Source organism: Neisseria sp. HMSC055H02, from assembly GCF_001813335.1.
Taxonomy (GTDB): Bacteria; Pseudomonadota; Gammaproteobacteria; order Burkholderiales; family Neisseriaceae; genus Neisseria; species Neisseria sicca_C.
On sequence record NZ_KV812116.1, the window covers coordinates 80769 to 97568 of the forward strand.

Genomic DNA, 16800 nt, shown 5'->3' on the forward strand with positions numbered 1-16800 from the left:
GTCGCCTTGTCCTGATTTAAATTTAATCCAATATATCTGTATTAACGCGGCGGTATTCGGTAAAAAAGGTCGTCTGAAAACCTTGAATCTGGGTTTTCAGACGACCTTTTGTCCTGATGGGGCTGTCTTTATTTGTTGGCGTTCAGATAAAGGTTGATCAGGCGGGTGGTGGAGCTGTCGTGTTTTTGTACGCCGGTTTCGCCGGTCAGTTCGGCGAGGATGGTTTTGGCGAGCTGTTTGCCGAGTTCGACGCCCCATTGGTCGAAGCTGTTGATGCCCCAGATGATGCCTTGGACGAAGGTTTTGTGTTCGTACATGGCGATCAGGCTGCCCATGTTGCGGGGGTTGATTTTGTCCATGAGGATGAGGTTGGTCGGGCGGTTGCCTGAGAAGGTTTTGTGCGGAACCAGCTCTTCGATGCGCTCTGCTTCCATGCCTTGGGCTTTGAGTTCGGCGCGGACTTCGTCGGGGGTTTTGCCGCGCATGAAGGCTTCGGCTTGGGCGAAGACGTTGGCGAGTAGGATTTCATGGTGGCCGCGCAGGTTGCTGCGTTTTTCAAGCGAGGCGATGAGGTCGATCGGGGTAATGTGGGTGCCTTGGTGCAGCAGTTGGAAGAAGGCGTGCTGACCGTTGATGCCGGTTTCGCCCCAAATAATCGGGGAGGTTTCGTAGCCGACTGCTTTGCCGTCGAGGGTAACTTGTTTGCCGTTGCTCTCCATGTCGAGCTGCTGGATGAATTTGGGCAGGCGGTGGAGGTGTTGGTCGTAAGGCGCGATGACGTGGCTGCCGCCGCCGTAGTAGTTGATGTACCAGATGCCGATGAGGGCGAGGATGACGGGCATGTTGCGCTCGAGCGGGGTGTTGATGAAGTGTTGGTCCATCAGGTGCGCGCCGTTGAGCATTTCGATGAAGTTTTCTTCGCCCAAATAGAGCATGATGGGCAGGCCGATGGCTGACCAGAGGCTGTATCGTCCGCCGACCCAGTCCCAAAATTCGAACATGTTGGCGGTGTCGATGCCGAATTCGGCAACGGCTTTTTGGTTGGTGGAGACGGCGACGAAGTGTTTGGCGACGGCGGCTTCGTCGCCTGCGTGGTCAAGGAACCATTTGCGCGCGGTCAGGGCGTTAGTGAGGGTTTCTTGAGTGGTGAAGGTTTTAGAGGCGATGATGAAGAGGGTGGTCTCGGGGTGGACTTTGGACAATACGTCGCGCAGTTGGGAGCCGTCCACGTTGGAGACGAAGTGCATGTTGAGGCGGGGGTGTCCGAAGGGCTTGAGCGCGGTACACATCATCAGCGGGCCGAGGTCGGAGCCGCCGATGCCGATGTTGACGATGTCGGTGATGACTTGGTTGGTGTAGCCTAACCAGCTGCCGCTGCGGACTTCGTGTGCGAATTCGCCCATGCGTTGGAGGACGTGGTTGACTTTGGGCATGACGTCTTCGCCGTCAACGACGATGGGGGAGTTGGTGCGGTTGCGTAGGGCGACATGGAGGACGGCGCGGTTTTCGGTGGTGTTGATTTTTTCGCCGCGGAACATCTGCTGCATGCGTTCGGGTACGCCGGCTTCACGGGCAAGCTCGAACAACAGTGCCATGGTTTCGTCGTTGATGCGGTTTTTGGAGTAATCCAGCGTCAGTCCGCCGACTTGCAGCCAGTAGCGTTCGGCACGCTGCGGGTCTTGATCGAACATTTCGCGTATGTGTTGTTCTTTGGTTTCGTCAAAATGTATCCATAATTTTGACCAAGCCGGTAAGTCGTGAAGGTGTTTCATCGGATGCTCCTGAGGTTGGACGGTTTTGTGGGAAAACGGCCGCGAGGTCGTCTGAAACGGGAACGGGTGGGTTTCCGTTTTTAGGGTTGGGTGTGAATGCGGGGTCTGCCGTTATTTGGGTTGGGTGTCAATATTGAAGAAAAACGGCGGCACTGATTTTTTGGTCGGTATTTTCAGACGACCTTGGGATATGTCGGGTCGTCTGAAAATGTATAGTGGCTTAACTTTAAACCAGTACGGCGTTGCCTCGCCCTTATCGTACTATCTGTACTGTCTGCGGCTTCGTCGCCTTGTCCTGATTTAAATTTAATCCACTATAGTGTTTAGTCTTTGTCGTAATCGATGTGTTTGTTGTGTATGCTTTTTTTGCTTTTTTGCAGTTGCAGGCTGGCGGCATCGCCCAGGCGAAGGGCGAGTCCGATGGCGAGGATGTCGATGACGGCGAGTTGCAGCAGGCGGGACACCATGGGGGTGTAGAGTTCGGCGTTTTCCTGCGTGGCGATGCTCAATACGCAGTCGGCAAGCTGTGCCAGCGGGGAGTCGTTGCGGGTCAGGGCGATGACGGATGCGCCGTTTTCTTTGGCGATGCTGACGGCGTCTAAAAGCTCGATGGACGAGCCGGTGTTGGAAATGGCGACGACGACGTCTTGGTCGGACAGGACGGAGGCTGCCATCAGTTGGGTGTGGGTATCGACGTAGGCGACGGTGGAAATGCCGAAGCGGAAGAATTTGTGTTGCGCATCTTGGGCGACGATGCCGGAGTTGCCGACGCCGTAGAACTCGACACGGCGCGCGTGCATCAGGGTGGCGATGGCGTTTTCCAGTTCGGATTCTTTCAGGAAGCGGCGTTCGCCCAAAATGGAGGCGGCGGCGTTGCCCAATACTTTTTCGACAACGATGCTCATGTCGTCGTCGGCGTTGAGCTCTTCATGGACGTAGGGCATACCTTCGTGGCCTATGCTGGCGGACAGGGCGAGTTTGAACTCGGGCAGTCCTTTGTAGCCCAGGCTGCGGCAAAAACGGATGACGGTCGGCTGGCTGACGGATGCGCGCTCGGCGATTTCGGCGACGGCGGCATGGACAAACCATTTGGGTTCCGCCAAGGCGCATTCGGCGACCTTGCGTTCCGCGCCCGACAGGTTTGACAGTGATTCGCTGATTTTGCTTAACATAAATATGCCCTTCGGTGTATGCCGCCCCGCGGCGGGGCGGCTTGTGTGATTAAACGTTTTTCAAGTGGTTGTCGAGTGCCGCCGCTGCGCCGGTGATGCCCGGAAATTCGCTTAAGACGACATAGACGGGAATCGCGGCGAGATAGGCTTCGAAACGGCCTTTGTTTTCAAAGCGGCTGCGGAAAGGTGAGGTTTTAAAATATTCCAAAACGCGGGGGATGATGCCGCCGCACAAATACACGCCGCCGCGCGCGCCCAGCGTCAGGGCGAGGTTGGAGGCAACCGTGCCGAGCATGGCACAGAAGATGTCCAAAGTCTGACGGCAGAGCGGGGATGTGCCGCTTAAGGCTTTTTCGGTGATTTCGGACGGTTTGAGGCGGTAGTTTTTCAGTTTGTCGCGTTTGGCGAGTGCTTCGTAAATCAGGCTCAAACCTGCTCCGCTGAGGAAGCGTTCGGCGGAAACATGACCGTATTTGTTTTTCGCATACTGCCAAATCAAAACTTCCATGTCGTCAAACGGCGGGAAACTGGAATGGCCGCCTTCGCCGGCAAGCGCGACCCAGCCTGCGGGGCTGTGCACCAGTCCGCTCACGCCCAAACCGGTTCCCGGCCCGATGACGGCTTTGGGAGCGAATTCGATGGGTTTATGCCCGCCTACCTGCATCAGGTCTTTGCTTGAAGTCTGCGTTACCGCCAATGCCTGCGCGGTAAAGTCGTTCAAGAGGATGAGGGTGTCCAGCTCCAATGCCTGCCGGGTGGTTTCGATGGAAAACGCCCAGTGGTGGTTGGTCATTTGCACCCAGTCGCCCAAAATCGGGTTGGCGATGGCGAATGCGGCGTGCCGGACTTCGGCTCCGCCTGCCTGTTCCAAATAGGCTTTGGCGGCATCGACGATGGTGTCGTAGTCTTTGCACGGCAAGACTTGGGCTTTTTCAATCTGCTGCGGGGCGGTTTCGAGCGCGAAGCGGGCGTTGGTGCCGCCAATGTCAGCGACCAGGCGCGGATAGTTTTTGCCGACGGGTTGTTGAATATCAGTTTGAGTAGAAGACATGGCAGTTCACTCCTTGATGGTTCAATACCAGGCTGGTCGGATATTCCAAATCGGCGCGCGCGGCGGCTTTGTCGAAAACGGCTTTTTTCTTCGCACCCTGAATCGCCAAAAAGACGTTTTCCGTTTTGGCGATGGCACCCAAGGTCATGCTGACGCGCTCGTGCGGCGCGGTAACGGGCGTGGTGTGGATAAGGGTCGGGTCGTCTGATTCGTTGATGGCTGCCTTCAGCTGCGGCGCTTGCGGGAAAAGGGAGGCGGTATGTCCGTCGCCGCCCATGCCCAAAATCAGTACGTCAGGTTGTTTGTAATGTTTCAGCGCGTAGGCAACGACGCTGTCGGGTTGTAATTCAGTTTCAGTTTTACCCGCTTCGACAACGGGAATCCAGGTCGCTGCGGCGGCTTTGTTTTGCAGCAGGTATTCGTGCGCCAAGGCGGTATTGCTGTCGGCGTGGGTCGTCGGCACGATGCGCTCGTCAACCAAAGTAATGCCGACTTTTTGCCAGTCCAAATCTTTTTGCGACAAGGCTTGGAAGAAGGGAATCGGCGAGCGGCCGCCGGAAACCGCCAACACTGCGCTGCCTTTGTTATCCAGCGCGTTTTGCAGCGCGGCGGCGACTGCGTCTGCCAAAGCCTCTGAAGCGGCTGCTGCGTTTTCGTATTCATGCCAAACGAACATAAAAGTGTCCTTTCTCTGTTTTCAGACGACCCTTTTGTTAAGAAGGGGGCAGGAGGTCGTCTGAAAGGCAGTGTTTGTGAGCGGGAAAGTAAGTGAGAGCCTGTGTCGTTGATGGCGGCGCGAATGTCGGCGGAAACGCCTAATCTGCCGCCTTATGGTTTCAGACGACCTTTTTGAACCGATAACGCTTCAAGCAAAGGTCGTCTGAAAAGGCTTTACTGGTCTTCGTGCCACTTGTGTCCGTCGCGCGCCAACAGTTCGCGGGCGGCTTCCGGACCCCATGAATGCGCGTCGTAGCCGTGCGGCGGGGTGGTGTTGCTTGCCCAGTTTTCCAAAATCGGCATCACATATTCCCAAGCGGCTTCGAGTTCGTCGCGGCGGTTGAAGAGGGCGAGCTTGCCGTTGATGACGTCCAGCAGCAGGCGTTCGTAAGCTTCGGCGCGGCGGCCTTCGAGGACTTTTTCCAAGTCGGCTGCCAGCGGCACGATTTCGACTTTGTTGCCTGCGCCCGGCGCTTTCATCTGCGTATAGAGGCGTACGGATTCGGTCGGCTGCAATTCGATAACCAAACGGTTTGGCGCGGCTTGGCTGTTTTCAAAAATATGGTTTTGCAGCGGACGGAAGTTCAATACGATTTCCGCCACTTTGCCCGCCATGCGTTTGCCGGTACGCAGGTAGAAAGGAACGCCTTTCCAACGGTCGTTTTCGATTTCGGCTTTAATGGCGACGTAGGTTTCGGTGAAGCTGTCTTGCGGAACGTTGATTTCTTGAAGATAGCCGTTCATGCCTTTGGCGGCGGTGTATTGTCCGCGCACGACGTTTTCGTTGACGGATTCGATGGTCAGCGGTTTCAATGATTTGATGACTTTGACTTTTTCATCGCGCACTGCGTCGGCATCCAAGCTGGCGGGGGCTTCCATCGCAGTCATGCACAGCATTTGCATCAGGTGGTTTTGCACCATGTCGCGCAGCGCGCCGGTAATGTCGTAGAACTCGCCGCGCTCTTCCACGCCGAGCTGTTCGGCGATGGTCAGTTGTACGCTTTCGATGTATTTGTTGTTCCACAACGGCTCGAACATCACGTTGGCAAAACGCAGCGCCAGCAGGTTTTGCAGGCTTTCTTTGCCTAAGTAGTGGTCGATGCGGTAGATTTGGCTTTCTTTGAAGTAGCGGGCGACATCGGTATTGATTTGTTGGGAAGAGGCGAGGTCGGTACCCAGCGGTTTTTCCAAAACGACGCGCGCGTTGTCGGCGTTCAGTCCGACTTTGGCAAGGTTTTCACAGGCTTGCGCAAAGAATTTCGGCGCGGTGGAAAGATAGATGATGACGTTGTCGGTCTCTTTGCGGGCTTTGACTTTTTCGCCCAAAGCGGCAAAATCGGCTTCTTGGGTAACGTCGACTTTCAAATATTCGATGCGTTTGACGAACGATGCCCAGGCGTCGTCTGAAAAGTTTTGTTTGACATGGATTTTGGAGTTGGTTTCCACTTTTGCCAAAAAGCCCGCCGTATCCAAATCGCTGCGGCTGACACCTAAAATACGACCCTGAGGATTGAGCAACCCTGCAACGTGCGCCTGATACAGACAAGGCAGCAGCTTACGCATTGCCAAATCGCCGGTCGCGCCGAACAACACCAAATCAAAATTTGTTTGTGTACTCATCGTTTTATCTCTCGTTGAGGAAGGCCTTGTGCCGGTGCCGCCGGATGCCGTGAAAGACGGGCGGTTTCGGCAGAAAAGCAATGGAAACCAATCGCCTGCATCAAAATTTCAAAACAGGCGGGCTAATGAGTAGTAATACTACACATGGCTACACATTTTGTCTATTCTCATTTTTACAAATTATTTGACTTAGTTTAAAAGTTTGATGAGTTTGGTCTGGTAGATTTTCACAAATGACGCATATCACGATTTAAATCAAATTTCTTACATTTAGCAGATTATTTTGTAACTAAATTACAGGTTTTGTATTATAATAGCCTGCATCTAAATATAGTGGATTAAATTTAAATCAGGACAAGGCGACGAAGCCGCAGACAGTACAGATAGTACGGTAAGGCGAGGCAACGCCGTACTGGTTTAAAGTTTAATCCACTATAGTGAGGTTTTCAAACGACCCCTTGTACAGTTTGAAAGGTCGTCTGAAACGCTGAACGCCCCACACCCAATACAAAAAATCAGAAACGCGCAAACAAAAATCCCATACCACCCCTTCCGACAGGAGACCGAACATGAATCCCACTCCTATCCACCCCAAGCTCGCCGAAATCACCGAGCGCATCATCGAGCGCAGCCGTCCGACCCGCGAAAAATATCTGGCGAAAATCCGCAGCGCCAAACAAATGGGAAGGCTGGAGCGCAACCAGCTCGGTTGCAGCAACTTGGCGCACGGCTACGCCTCCATGCCCAAAAGCATCAAAATCGAAATGCTTCAGGACACCGTCCCCAACTTAGGCATCATCACCGCCTACAACGACATGGTTTCCGCACACCAGCCGTTTAAAGACTTCCCCGACCAAATCAAAGACGAAGCGCAGAAAAACGGCGCGACCGCCCAAGTTGCCGGCGGTACGCCCGCCATGTGCGACGGCATCACGCAAGGCTACGCCGGTATGGAATTGTCGCTGTTCTCCCGCGACGTGATTGCCATGAGTACCGCCATCGGCCTGTCGCACCAAATGTTCGACGGCAGCCTGTTTATGGGTGTGTGCGACAAAATCGTGCCGGGTTTGATGATTGGCGCGCTTTCGTTCGGTCATATTCCGGGCATCTTCGTCCCCGCAGGCCCTATGTCCAGCGGTATTGGCAATAAAGAAAAAGCCCGCACTCGCCAGCTTTTCGCCGAAGGCAAAGTTGGGCGTGATGCCTTGCTCGAAAGCGAAATGGGCTCCTACCACAGCCCCGGCACCTGCACTTTCTACGGTACGGCAAACTCCAACCAAATGATGATGGAAATGATGGGCGTACACCTGCCCGCCGCCGCTTTCGTTCACCCTTACACCGACCTGCGCGAAGCACTGACCCGCTACGCTGCCGGACACCTCGCACGCGGCATCAAAAACGGCACCATCAAACCCTTGGGTGAAATGTTGACCGAAAAATCGTTCATCAACGCCCTGATCGGCCTGATGGCAACCGGCGGCTCGACCAACCACACCATGCACCTCGTCGCCATGGCACGCGCCGCAGGCGTGATTTTAAACTGGGACGACTTTGACGAAATTTCTTCCATCATTCCATTGCTGATTCGTGTGTATCCAAACGGCAAAGCCGACGTGAACCACTTTACCGCAGCAGGCGGCCTGCCTTTCGTTATCCGCGAATTGCTGGACGCAGGCTTGTTGCACGACGATGTCGATACCGTCGTCGGACACGGTATGCGCCACTACACCAAAGAGCCTTTCCTCATCGACGGCAAACTCGAATGGCGCGAAGCCCCCGAAACCAGCGGCAACGACGACATCCTGCGCAAAGCCGACAACCCGTTCTCCCCGGACGGCGGCCTGCGCCTGATGAAAGGCAATATCGGACGCGGCGTGATTAAAGTGTCCGCCGTGCGCGAAGGCTGCCGCATCATCGAAGCGCCCGCCATCGTGTTCAATGACCAACGCGAAGTGTTGGCCGCATTTGAACGCGGCGAGTTGGAACGCGATTTTGTGTGCGTCGTCCGCTACCAAGGCCCGCGCGCCAACGGTATGCCTGAGTTGCACAAACTGACCCCGCCTTTGGGCATCCTGCAAGACCGCGGCTTCAAAGTGGCGCTGCTGACCGACGGCCGTATGTCCGGCGCATCCGGCAAAGTACCCGCATCCATCCACATGACGCCCGAAGCCCTGATGGGCGGCAACATCGCCAAAATCCGTACCGGCGACCTGATCCGCTTCGACTCCGTTACCGGCGAACTCAACGTCCTGATTAACGAAGCCGAATGGAACGCCCGCGAAGTCGAACACATCGACTTGAGCGCCAACCAACAAGGCTGTGGCCGCGAACTCTTCGCCAACTTCCGCAGCATGACCAGCAGCGCAGAAACCGGCGCCATGAGCTTCGGCGGCGAATTTGCCTGATGTACGTTTCAGACGACCTTTGTGAACGAAAGGTCGTCTGAAAAATTATTCAAGCCGTTTAAAACAGACGTAAGTCGGATACTCGAAATCCGACACAGCCGCCCAAGATGTCGGATTCAAGAATCCGACCTACAGCCCCAAAGGTCGTCTGAAAACTTAAAACCCCATCCCGTTTGACCTCAACAAAAACGACAACCCCATCCCACCTGGAGAATCGAAATGTCCAAACTGACCCCACGCGAAATCCTGACTGCCGGCACAGTAGACGTAGGTCGGATTCTCGAATCCGACGTTATTGTGGCATTTGTCGGATACGGGTATCCGAATATAGCCCCCAAAGGTCGTCTGAAAACTTAAAACCCCATCCCGTTTGACCTCAACAAAAACGACAACCCCATCCCACCTGGAGAATCGAAATGTCCAAACTGACCCCACGCGAAATCCTGACTGCCGGCGCAGTCGTGCCCGTCATGGCGATTGACGACTTAAGCACCGCTGTCGATTTGTCCCACGCCCTTGTCGAAGGCGGCATCCCCACCCTCGAAATCACCCTACGCACCCCCGTCGGCCTCGACGCCATCCGCCTGATTGCCAAAGAAGTGCCCAACGCCATCGTCGGCGCGGGTACGGTTACCAACCCCGAGCAGCTTAAAGCCGTTGAAGACGCAGGCGCGGTTTTCGCCATCAGCCCGGGTTTGCACGAATCCCTCGCCAAAGCCAGCCACAACAGCGGCATCCCCCTGATTCCCGGCGTTGCCACTCCGGGCGAAGTCCAACTGGCTTTGGAACACGGTATCGATACCCTCAAACTCTTCCCCGCCGAAGTCGTCGGCGGCAAAGCCATGCTCAAAGCACTCTACGGTCCTTATGCCGACGTGCGCTTCTGCCCGACTGGCGGCATCAGCCTCGCCACCGCGCCCGATTACTTGGCACTACCCAACGTCTTGTGTGTCGGCGGCTCATGGCTGACTCCGAAAGAAGCCGTTAAAAACAAAGACTGGGACGCCATCACCCGCCTCGCCAAAGAAGCAGCGGCATTGAAACCCAAAGCCTGATGCTCCCATATCCTAAAGGTCGTCTGAAACCGTTTTCTAGGGTTTCAGACGACCTTGTTCCTTCAGGCGGCGTATATTCGGACGAAATCCGCTATAATCCGTACGATTTTTTTCCATTTTCGCGGTTCGCAAACCTCCCGCGTTACCAAAACTAGGATTCACCATGCAAAACCAACAAGCCTTGGTCATCTTCTCCGGCGGCCAGGACTCCACCACCTGCCTGGTTCAGGCGATTCAAACCTACGGGCGCGAAAACGTCCAAGCCATCACTTTCCAATACGGGCAACGCCACGCCGTCGAGCTGGAACGCGCCCGCTGGATCGCGCAGGATTTAGGCGTCAAACAAACCGTACTCGACTTGAGCCTGATGCAGCAGATTACGCACAACGCCCTGATGGACGACACCGCCGCCATCGAAACCGCTTCAGACGGCCTGCCCAATACCTTCGTGGACGGACGCAACGCCCTGTTTCTACTCTACGCCGCCATCTACGCCAAAGGACAGGGCATCAGGCACATCATCGCTGGCGTGTGCGAAACCGACTTCTCCGGCTACCCCGACTGCCGCGACGTGTTCGTCAAATCCATGAACGTTACCCTCAATCTGGCGATGGACTACGCCTTTCAAATCCACACCCCGCTGATGTACCTGACCAAAGCGCAAACTTGGGCGCTGGCGGACGAAATGGGCGCGCTGGACTACATCCGCGAAGAGACACACACCTGCTACAACGGCATCGTCGGCGGCTGTCACGAATGTCCGAGCTGCGTGTTGCGCGAGCGCGGGCTGGCGGAGTATTTGGAAAATAAAAGGGTCGTCTGAAAATACAACCATCATCCGATACAAGCCTTATCATGCCCAAACTTTATATGTTCTATCTCGGCGGTAACGCAGGCCGTTCCAATATCGAAGTACACGACATTCAGTTTGCCGTGTGCGACGATTACCGCGAAGCCATCCCAGCGCTCAAAGCCGCATGGTTCGGCGATGCGGACAAAATCCACATCGACGGCTGGCAGATTGTCGAATGGGTGGACGGTTACGATGTCGATGTATCCGACCACGCCGAGCCGCAGGGGTCGTCTGAAAACGCCCCGCACCTGTATTTCGTCAATGTCGGCGGCTATCGTGCGGGGCAGCTTGCCGAGGCGCACGCTTTCGGACTGTTCGCCGCCGCCACGCCTGCCGAAGCCAAACAAAAAGCCCTGCAAACCCTGTTGACCGACCATGTTCAGCAGCATAAAGACAACTTAAAAGACGTGGACAACCTGCTCCGGCTCGACCGCATCGGAAATCACACCATCCGCCTGACCCCGAATCCGCACGGCAAGCCTGCCGAAATCGGCTTTCAGGGCTATTTACCGATTTAAAGTACCGACCATGAAAATTACCAAGATATTTACCTTCGACTCTTCACACATGCTCGACGGGCATGACGGCAAATGCCAAAACTTGCACGGGCATACCTACAAACTCGAAATCACCGTTTCAGACGAACCCATACGGGGTGGCGCGAAAGACGGCATGGTGATGGATTTCACCGACCTCAAAGCCGCCGTCAAAAAACATATCACCGACCCCTTCGACCACGCGTTTATCTACAACGGCGGGAACGAGCGCGAATGCCAAATCGCCGCGCTCTTGGAGGGCTGGAATATGAAAACCCTGTGCCTGCCTTGCCGCACTACCGCCGAAAATATGGCGGTCGAAATGTATGACCGTTTGAAAAACGCAGGGCTGAAAGTGTGCAGCGTGAAACTGTGGGAAACGCCGACATCGTGTGCGGAGTATGAAGGGGAGTAGGGAATATCTTGCACGTATCAATATAGTAAATTCAAATAAGACATGCCCAACCGCGTCATTCCCGTCTGCGCGGGAATGACGATGTGGGGCGTCCTTATTTGAATCTACTTTAAAACGGTTTTTTTCCAGTAAGGATTCCCCCCGTTTTTTCAGACGACCTTCCATATCAAATACACCCATTAAAAGGAACACCCATGAAACTTCTTCCCACCATCCTAGTCCTCCTCGTCGCGGCCGAACATTTCTACATCGCTTGGCTTGAAATGACGCAGATTCCCAGCGAAAAAGCGGCGGAAATGTTCAATCTGCCTTATGAATTTATGGAACAAAAGCGCGTGCAGACCCTGTTCAGCAACCAAGGGCTGTATAACGGCTTTCTCGGCATCGGGCTGGTGTGGTCTCAGTTTGCCGCGCCGGACAATGCCGTTTACGGCGCGACGATTCTGTTTCTCGGCTTCGTGTTGATTGCCGCCGCATGGGGCGCGTTCTCTTCCGGCAACAAAGGCATACTCGTCAAGCAAGGCCTGCCCGCGATGCTGGCGGCAGCAGCGGTGTTGGCAGTATGAAAAAAATCAGCGTCGCCCCCGAAAATCCGCAATACCGCATCGTCGAAATTTTCGAGAGCCTGCAAGGCGAGGGCTGGAACACGGGCATGCCTGCCGTTTTCCTCCGCTTGGGCAAATGCAATTTAGCGTGCGGCTGGTGTGATACCGATTATTTAAAATTCGGCATGATGAGCCTGTCTGACATCTTAGGTCGTCTGAAAACCTACACCGCCCGCAATATCATCATTACCGGCGGCGAGCCGACCATACAGCCGCATCTTGATACGCTGCTGGATGCGCTCAAAGCCGAAGGCTATTTCCTCTGTATCGAAACCAACGGACTCAAGTCCGCGCCGCCGCAAATCGACTACGTCGCCACCAGCCCCAAAGCCTGCTACGCCGACAAATACGAAACAAACTGCATCGCCGAAGCTGACGAAGTGCGGATTGTTGCCGACGGCGATGTGGTCGGATTCTGCCAAAACATGGAGCGTAAAATCCGCGCGCGTCGTTACTACCTTTCGCCCTGCGAACAAGACGGCGCGATGAACATCTACGACACCATCCGCCAAATCGGTCTCTTAAACAGCCGCCCTGATGCGCCCGTGCATTGGCAGTTGAGCGTGCAGACGCACAAATGGGCGGGGATAGAGTAGGGGAATAGTGAAGAATCAAACGCCAACCTAATACGCAAATATCACTCTTCTAAATCCTTATATTATTGAAAAAGGTCGTCTGAAAATTTTCAGACGACCTTTTTTGCGGCTGCCGGGTTTGTTTGATAAAAAATGAAAGACAGGAATCAATACAGATGGAAATGACGTATTGGAAAAGATGTAAATTATTTGATTCTTTTCCGACTGTTCAATATACTCCGACCGCTTTATTTCATCCTGTTACGGAAATTTGATAAAAATTCTCATTTTGCGATACAAAAAAAGCCATTTACTGCCGATTTGCGTAAGGAGGCTTTGAGCTCCGCCGCCATTCGGACGGCTGAATAATTAGGAGACACCATGCCATTATCTAAATTTCGTCTGGCGCGTTTGCCGGTTGCCGTTGCTGCCGCACTTTTATCCACCTATTCCTTCGGGGCAGGGGATGGGCTTGAGCAGGTTGATTTGCCTACCGTCCAAGTAAAGGGCATCGGCAAACAGACGACCAACAACTACACCATTCCCGCTTCCTCTGCTGCTACCGGCATCCGCCTGACCCAGCGCGAAACGCCGCAGTCTTTGTCCGTCGTTACCGAAAAACAAATGGACGATCAAGGTTTGGATACCTTGCAGGACGTGTTGAAACAAACACCGGGCGTGTTCCACAGCAAAATGGGCAACAACGTCTCCGGCCACAGCGAGTTTATTTCGCGCAGTCAGGCGATTGACAGCATTTCCGTGGACGGCGCGCCCAAATTCCTTTACGACAGTAAAGCCATCCGCCGCGGCACCAACAATCTGGACAGCGCATTGTACGAACAAGTCGTCGTCGTACGCGGCGCAAGCGGTTTGTCCAACGGCGGTATGGGTGAACCGGGCGGTACGGTTGCTTTGGAACGCAAAAAACCGACTGCCAAACCAGCCGTCAGCGTGGAAGCCGGTGTGGGGTCTTGGAAACACTACCGCTTCGTCCTTGATGCCAATCACCCTCTGAATGCCGACAATACCTTGCGCGGCCGCGCCATTTTGGTTAGTGACCACGGCGGCGATTACTTGCCGAACACTTCGCGCCACAATCACACTTTCTACGGCATTCTGTCTTACGACCTCACGCCGCAAACCCACTGGCGCCTCGGTACGGAAATACACCGTTTCCGCAATACCGGCAGCTCGCCTTTCAGCTATCTGACCGTAGCGGGAAACCCTAGAAACAATCAACCTTTCAAACCGTTTGCAGCCTCACCGCGCAGTAATTCCTCGGCAAAATGGGCTTACGGTAAAGAAAACAGTGCGGAAATCTTCACCTCTATCAATCATGAATTTGAAAACGGTTGGGCTCTGAACGGCAACTACAGCCATACTTATGGGAAAAGTGATGCAGTTTCCGGCATGGCCGGTCCTTTTACCATTTATCCGGACTATTCCGCTGTATTTGTTGCCGAGCGCGACCAAGCCAAGTACACCGACCAAGATTTTTCTCTGAATTTGGACGGCGATTACCCGCTTTTGGGACGCAAACATGAATTCAATGCCGGCATCAGCTATCAGTACGATAAGGAAACTCCTTCATATTACGAAGAAAATGAAGATGGGATTGTCCCTGATTTGCGCCTTTTTGACGGAAATTTCACAAAACCGGCCATACCCTACATTCGCGACGGCTTTGCCCATATGAAAAACCTCTCTGTTTACGGTTCGACCCGTTTCAAACTGACCGACAGGCTGGCATTGATAGGCGGCGGACGGTTTGTCGATTGGCAATACCGCTACAGTTCCGATCGCAACCATTTTGCCGACAGCAGGCATAAAAACAAGGTATTTATCCCCTATTTGGGCGCAAGTTATGATTTAAACGACAATCTGACAGCCTACACCTCCTATACCACCATATTCCGCCCGCAACCGCGCTATTTGGATCGAAACGGCAAACCGCTCGAACCGCAACGCGGCAAAACATATGAACTCGGCTTAAAAGCCTCGTGGTTTGAAGACCGTTTGAACGCTTCTGCGGCTGCATTTATCAATAAACGCGACCATTTGGGGAAAGAAATTCGTGATGATGAACATCAACGTATTTACTATGAATCTGTTAACAACACAACGACCAAAGGCGTAGAATTGTCCGTCGGCGGACGCTTGAGCGACAAATGGCTGATCAATGCTTCTTATGCGTACTCCAAACTCAAAAACGATGCGGGCAATTTGGTCAACCCTTCTTATCCTACCCACCTTTTCAAACTCTTTACTGCGTATGACGTTACCGACCGCCTAAACTTGGGTGCAAACGTCAACTGGCAAAGCGGTACAAACGCAGTATCTGATGAATACCAGCCCCTTACCGCTGCCGGTAAAGAAGCCTTGACCCAACGCCCATACGCTACGCTGGACTTGACCGCGCATTACAAAATCGGCAAATCCACCCAAATCGGTTTGGACTTTGAAAACGTGTTCAACAAACGCTACCGCACCATGCTCGACATCCACGTTTACGGCACGCCGCGCAGCCTGACCGCTACGTTGAAACACACGTTCTAAAGCAGGCAGAAGAAAAGGTCGTCTGAAAATCTCGGTTTGAGGTTTTCAGACGACCTTTGTGTTTTTATAGCGAGCATACTTAACTTTAAATACGGTATGTCATCAAATTCCGTCATTCCCGCGTAGGCGGGAATCCATTGTAAAACTTGAGAAACCTTGATTTGAAAAACAGTTTCTGAATTTCAAAAATGGATTCATGCCTGCGCAGGAATAACGATAACCGATAAGTTGTGTATCGAAAAAAGTTATTTAGCTATATCAGTCCGCTAGTCGTTTACAGGTTGGGATTGACGATGATTTTAACGGCGGATTCGTTGTTGTGAATCAGACGCTCGAAGCCTTCGGAAATCAGCTCGTCCAGCTTGATACGCTGGGTGATGAAAGGTTCGAGGTTGATTTTGCCTTCTTCCACCAGTTTGATGGTTTCGGCATGGTCGTTGCAGTAGGCGATGGTGCCGCGCACGTCCAGCTCTTTCATCACGACGCTGTGGACGTTGATGGTGGCGGGGTGGCTCCAAATGGATACGATGACGACCTTCGCGGTTGGGCGGCAGGCTTCGACCATGGTGTCCAGCACTTTGTTGACGCTGGTGCATTCGAATGCGACATCCACGCCTTCGCCGTTGGTCAGTTTTTTCACTTCTTCGACGACATCGACTTCAGACGGGTCGAGGATGTAGTCGGCAACGCCGGATTCGCGGGCTTTGTCTTTGCGCGCTTTGCTCAATTCGGTGATGATGACTTTGATGCCTTTGGCTTTCAATACGGCGGCAAGCAGTAAACCGATCGGACCTGCACCGCCGACCAATGCGACGTCGCCTGCTTTCGCGCCGCTGCGGACGTAGGCGTGATGGCCGACGGACAGAGGCTCAATCAAAGCGGCTTGGTCTAACGGGATTTTGTCGGAAATCGGATGCACCCAGCGGCGTTTGACGGCGATTTTTTCGGCAAGGCCGCCACCGCAGCCGCCCAAGCCGATGAAGTTCATGTCTTTGGAGAGGTGGTAGTTGCTGCCTTCGCCGGTCGGTACGTCATCGCGGATGATGTAGGGTTCGACCACGACGTGTTGTCCGACTTTGAGGTCGTCCACGCCTTCGCCGACGGCATAAACCACGCCGGAGAACTCGTGTCCCATCGTTACGGGCGCTGACTCGCCGGAAATCGGGTGCGGATGGCCGCAGGGCGGAATGAAAATCGGGCCTTCCATGAATTCGTGCAGGTCGGTACCGCAGATGCCACACCAAGCAACATTGATGCCGACGGTGCCGGGGGCGACGGTCGGTTCGGGGATGTCTTCGATGCGGATGTCGCCTTTATCGTAAAAACGTGCTGCTTTCATTGTAACGCTCCTTGTTTTGAGGTTGAAAAGAAAGGTCGTCTGAAAGGTAGGACGGCTTTTCGGGGAAGGGTAGGTGTGCGCTTGAATGACGACAGTTTTTATTATAGTGGATTAACTTTAAACCAGTAC

General features: G+C 54.0%; 15 protein-coding genes and 1 pseudogene. 9 read left to right on the top strand and 7 right to left on the bottom strand.

What is annotated here, in order from left to right:
• Positions 1 to 128 precede the first annotated feature (128 nt).
• From pgi to zwf, 6 genes and pseudogenes are all read right to left on the bottom strand, one after another.
• A complete protein-coding gene (gene pgi / locus HMPREF2907_RS09080; RefSeq protein ID WP_070682365.1) occupies positions 129 to 1772 on the bottom strand; it encodes a glucose-6-phosphate isomerase in 1644 nt (547 codons plus the stop codon).
• Between the two features lie 207 nt (positions 1773 to 1979).
• A pseudogene (locus HMPREF2907_RS13295) lies at positions 1980 to 2103 on the bottom strand (IS5/IS1182 family transposase); the annotation flags it as partial.
• The gene (hexR, locus tag HMPREF2907_RS09085) at positions 2096 to 2944 is read right to left on the bottom strand and encodes a DNA-binding transcriptional regulator HexR (RefSeq protein ID WP_003776986.1); all 849 of its coding nucleotides are present in this window, start codon (positions 2942 to 2944) and stop codon (positions 2096 to 2098) included. The pseudogene HMPREF2907_RS13295 and the gene hexR, both read right to left, overlap by 8 nt.
• Positions 2945 to 2993: 49 nt before the next feature.
• Positions 2994 to 3995, bottom strand: coding sequence for a glucokinase (locus HMPREF2907_RS09090; RefSeq protein WP_003741556.1), 1002 nt, complete (start codon positions 3993 to 3995; stop codon positions 2994 to 2996).
• Entirely contained in the window at positions 3976 to 4671 is a 696-nt protein-coding gene (pgl, locus tag HMPREF2907_RS09095; protein WP_070682367.1) for a 6-phosphogluconolactonase, read from the bottom strand. Before pgl ends, HMPREF2907_RS09090 begins: the two co-directional genes overlap by 20 nt.
• A gap of 215 nt (positions 4672 to 4886) precedes the next feature.
• The gene (gene zwf / locus HMPREF2907_RS09100; protein ID WP_003757970.1) at positions 4887 to 6332 is read right to left on the bottom strand and encodes a glucose-6-phosphate dehydrogenase; all 1446 of its coding nucleotides are present in this window, start codon (positions 6330 to 6332) and stop codon (positions 4887 to 4889) included.
• A gap of 569 nt (positions 6333 to 6901) precedes the next feature.
• Here zwf and edd point away from each other — a divergent pair.
• The 9 genes from edd to HMPREF2907_RS09140 all read left to right on the top strand — a co-directional run bounded on the left by edd (position 6902) and on the right by HMPREF2907_RS09140 (position 15332).
• Entirely contained in the window at positions 6902 to 8737 is a 1836-nt protein-coding gene (gene edd, locus HMPREF2907_RS09105) for a phosphogluconate dehydratase (RefSeq protein ID WP_003757974.1), read from the top strand.
• A 219-nt stretch (positions 8738 to 8956) separates the two neighbouring features.
• Positions 8957 to 9094, top strand: a complete 138-nt coding sequence (locus HMPREF2907_RS12995) for a hypothetical protein (RefSeq protein ID WP_168165212.1) — start codon at positions 8957 to 8959, stop codon at positions 9092 to 9094.
• A 59-nt stretch (positions 9095 to 9153) separates the two neighbouring features.
• Positions 9154 to 9792: a bifunctional 4-hydroxy-2-oxoglutarate aldolase/2-dehydro-3-deoxy-phosphogluconate aldolase gene (locus HMPREF2907_RS09110; protein WP_060975353.1), complete on the top strand. Its 639-nt coding sequence runs from the start codon at positions 9154 to 9156 to the stop codon at positions 9790 to 9792.
• A gap of 163 nt (positions 9793 to 9955) precedes the next feature.
• Positions 9956 to 10615 carry a 7-cyano-7-deazaguanine synthase QueC gene (gene queC, locus HMPREF2907_RS09115; RefSeq protein WP_070682371.1) on the top strand — a complete coding sequence of 220 codons (660 nt, stop codon included), beginning with the start codon at positions 9956 to 9958 and terminating at the stop codon, positions 10613 to 10615.
• Between the two features lie 32 nt (positions 10616 to 10647).
• Entirely contained in the window at positions 10648 to 11163 is a 516-nt protein-coding gene (locus HMPREF2907_RS09120) for a DUF1543 domain-containing protein (RefSeq protein WP_070682373.1), read from the top strand.
• A gap of 10 nt (positions 11164 to 11173) precedes the next feature.
• Complete coding sequence (gene queD, locus HMPREF2907_RS09125) at positions 11174 to 11596, top strand: 6-carboxytetrahydropterin synthase QueD (protein ID WP_070682376.1); 423 nt, start codon at positions 11174 to 11176, stop codon at positions 11594 to 11596.
• A gap of 194 nt (positions 11597 to 11790) precedes the next feature.
• Positions 11791 to 12162 carry a DUF1304 domain-containing protein gene (locus tag HMPREF2907_RS09130; protein ID WP_070682379.1) on the top strand — a complete coding sequence of 124 codons (372 nt, stop codon included), beginning with the start codon at positions 11791 to 11793 and terminating at the stop codon, positions 12160 to 12162.
• Complete coding sequence (locus HMPREF2907_RS09135; RefSeq protein ID WP_070682380.1) at positions 12159 to 12797, top strand: 7-carboxy-7-deazaguanine synthase QueE; 639 nt, start codon at positions 12159 to 12161, stop codon at positions 12795 to 12797. The genes HMPREF2907_RS09130 and HMPREF2907_RS09135 overlap by 4 nt, the downstream gene beginning before the upstream one ends.
• 360 nt (positions 12798 to 13157) lie before the next feature.
• Positions 13158 to 15332 (top strand): TonB-dependent siderophore receptor, encoded by a 2175-nt coding sequence (locus HMPREF2907_RS09140; protein WP_070682383.1) that lies wholly within the window; start codon positions 13158 to 13160, stop codon positions 15330 to 15332.
• A 274-nt stretch (positions 15333 to 15606) separates the two neighbouring features.
• Here HMPREF2907_RS09140 and HMPREF2907_RS09145 read toward each other — a convergent pair whose 3' ends face one another.
• A complete protein-coding gene (locus HMPREF2907_RS09145) occupies positions 15607 to 16671 on the bottom strand; it encodes a 2,3-butanediol dehydrogenase (RefSeq protein WP_003776525.1) in 1065 nt (354 codons plus the stop codon).
• Positions 16672 to 16800: the final 129 nt, after the last annotated feature.

What these genes read in the sequence shown, in the direction of transcription:
- pgi (WP_070682365.1), bottom strand. Translation starts at nt 1,772, where the DNA reads ATGAAACACCTTCACGACTTACCGGCTTGGTCAAAATTATGGATACAT.
- hexR (WP_003776986.1), bottom strand. Translation starts at nt 2,944, where the DNA reads ATGTTAAGCAAAATCAGCGAATCACTGTCAAACCTGTCGGGCGCGGAA.
- HMPREF2907_RS09090 (WP_003741556.1), bottom strand. Translation starts at nt 3,995, where the DNA reads ATGTCTTCTACTCAAACTGATATTCAACAACCCGTCGGCAAAAACTAT.
- pgl (WP_070682367.1), bottom strand. Translation starts at nt 4,671, where the DNA reads ATGTTCGTTTGGCATGAATACGAAAACGCAGCAGCCGCTTCAGAGGCT.
- zwf (WP_003757970.1), bottom strand. Translation starts at nt 6,332, where the DNA reads ATGAGTACACAAACAAATTTTGATTTGGTGTTGTTCGGCGCGACCGGC.
- edd (WP_003757974.1), top strand. Translation starts at nt 6,902, where the DNA reads ATGAATCCCACTCCTATCCACCCCAAGCTCGCCGAAATCACCGAGCGC.
- HMPREF2907_RS12995 (WP_168165212.1), top strand. Translation starts at nt 8,957, where the DNA reads ATGTCCAAACTGACCCCACGCGAAATCCTGACTGCCGGCACAGTAGAC.
- HMPREF2907_RS09110 (WP_060975353.1), top strand. Translation starts at nt 9,154, where the DNA reads ATGTCCAAACTGACCCCACGCGAAATCCTGACTGCCGGCGCAGTCGTG.
- queC (WP_070682371.1), top strand. Translation starts at nt 9,956, where the DNA reads ATGCAAAACCAACAAGCCTTGGTCATCTTCTCCGGCGGCCAGGACTCC.
- HMPREF2907_RS09120 (WP_070682373.1), top strand. Translation starts at nt 10,648, where the DNA reads ATGCCCAAACTTTATATGTTCTATCTCGGCGGTAACGCAGGCCGTTCC.
- queD (WP_070682376.1), top strand. Translation starts at nt 11,174, where the DNA reads ATGAAAATTACCAAGATATTTACCTTCGACTCTTCACACATGCTCGAC.
- HMPREF2907_RS09130 (WP_070682379.1), top strand. Translation starts at nt 11,791, where the DNA reads ATGAAACTTCTTCCCACCATCCTAGTCCTCCTCGTCGCGGCCGAACAT.
- HMPREF2907_RS09135 (WP_070682380.1), top strand. Translation starts at nt 12,159, where the DNA reads ATGAAAAAAATCAGCGTCGCCCCCGAAAATCCGCAATACCGCATCGTC.
- HMPREF2907_RS09140 (WP_070682383.1), top strand. Translation starts at nt 13,158, where the DNA reads ATGCCATTATCTAAATTTCGTCTGGCGCGTTTGCCGGTTGCCGTTGCT.
- HMPREF2907_RS09145 (WP_003776525.1), bottom strand. Translation starts at nt 16,671, where the DNA reads ATGAAAGCAGCACGTTTTTACGATAAAGGCGACATCCGCATCGAAGAC.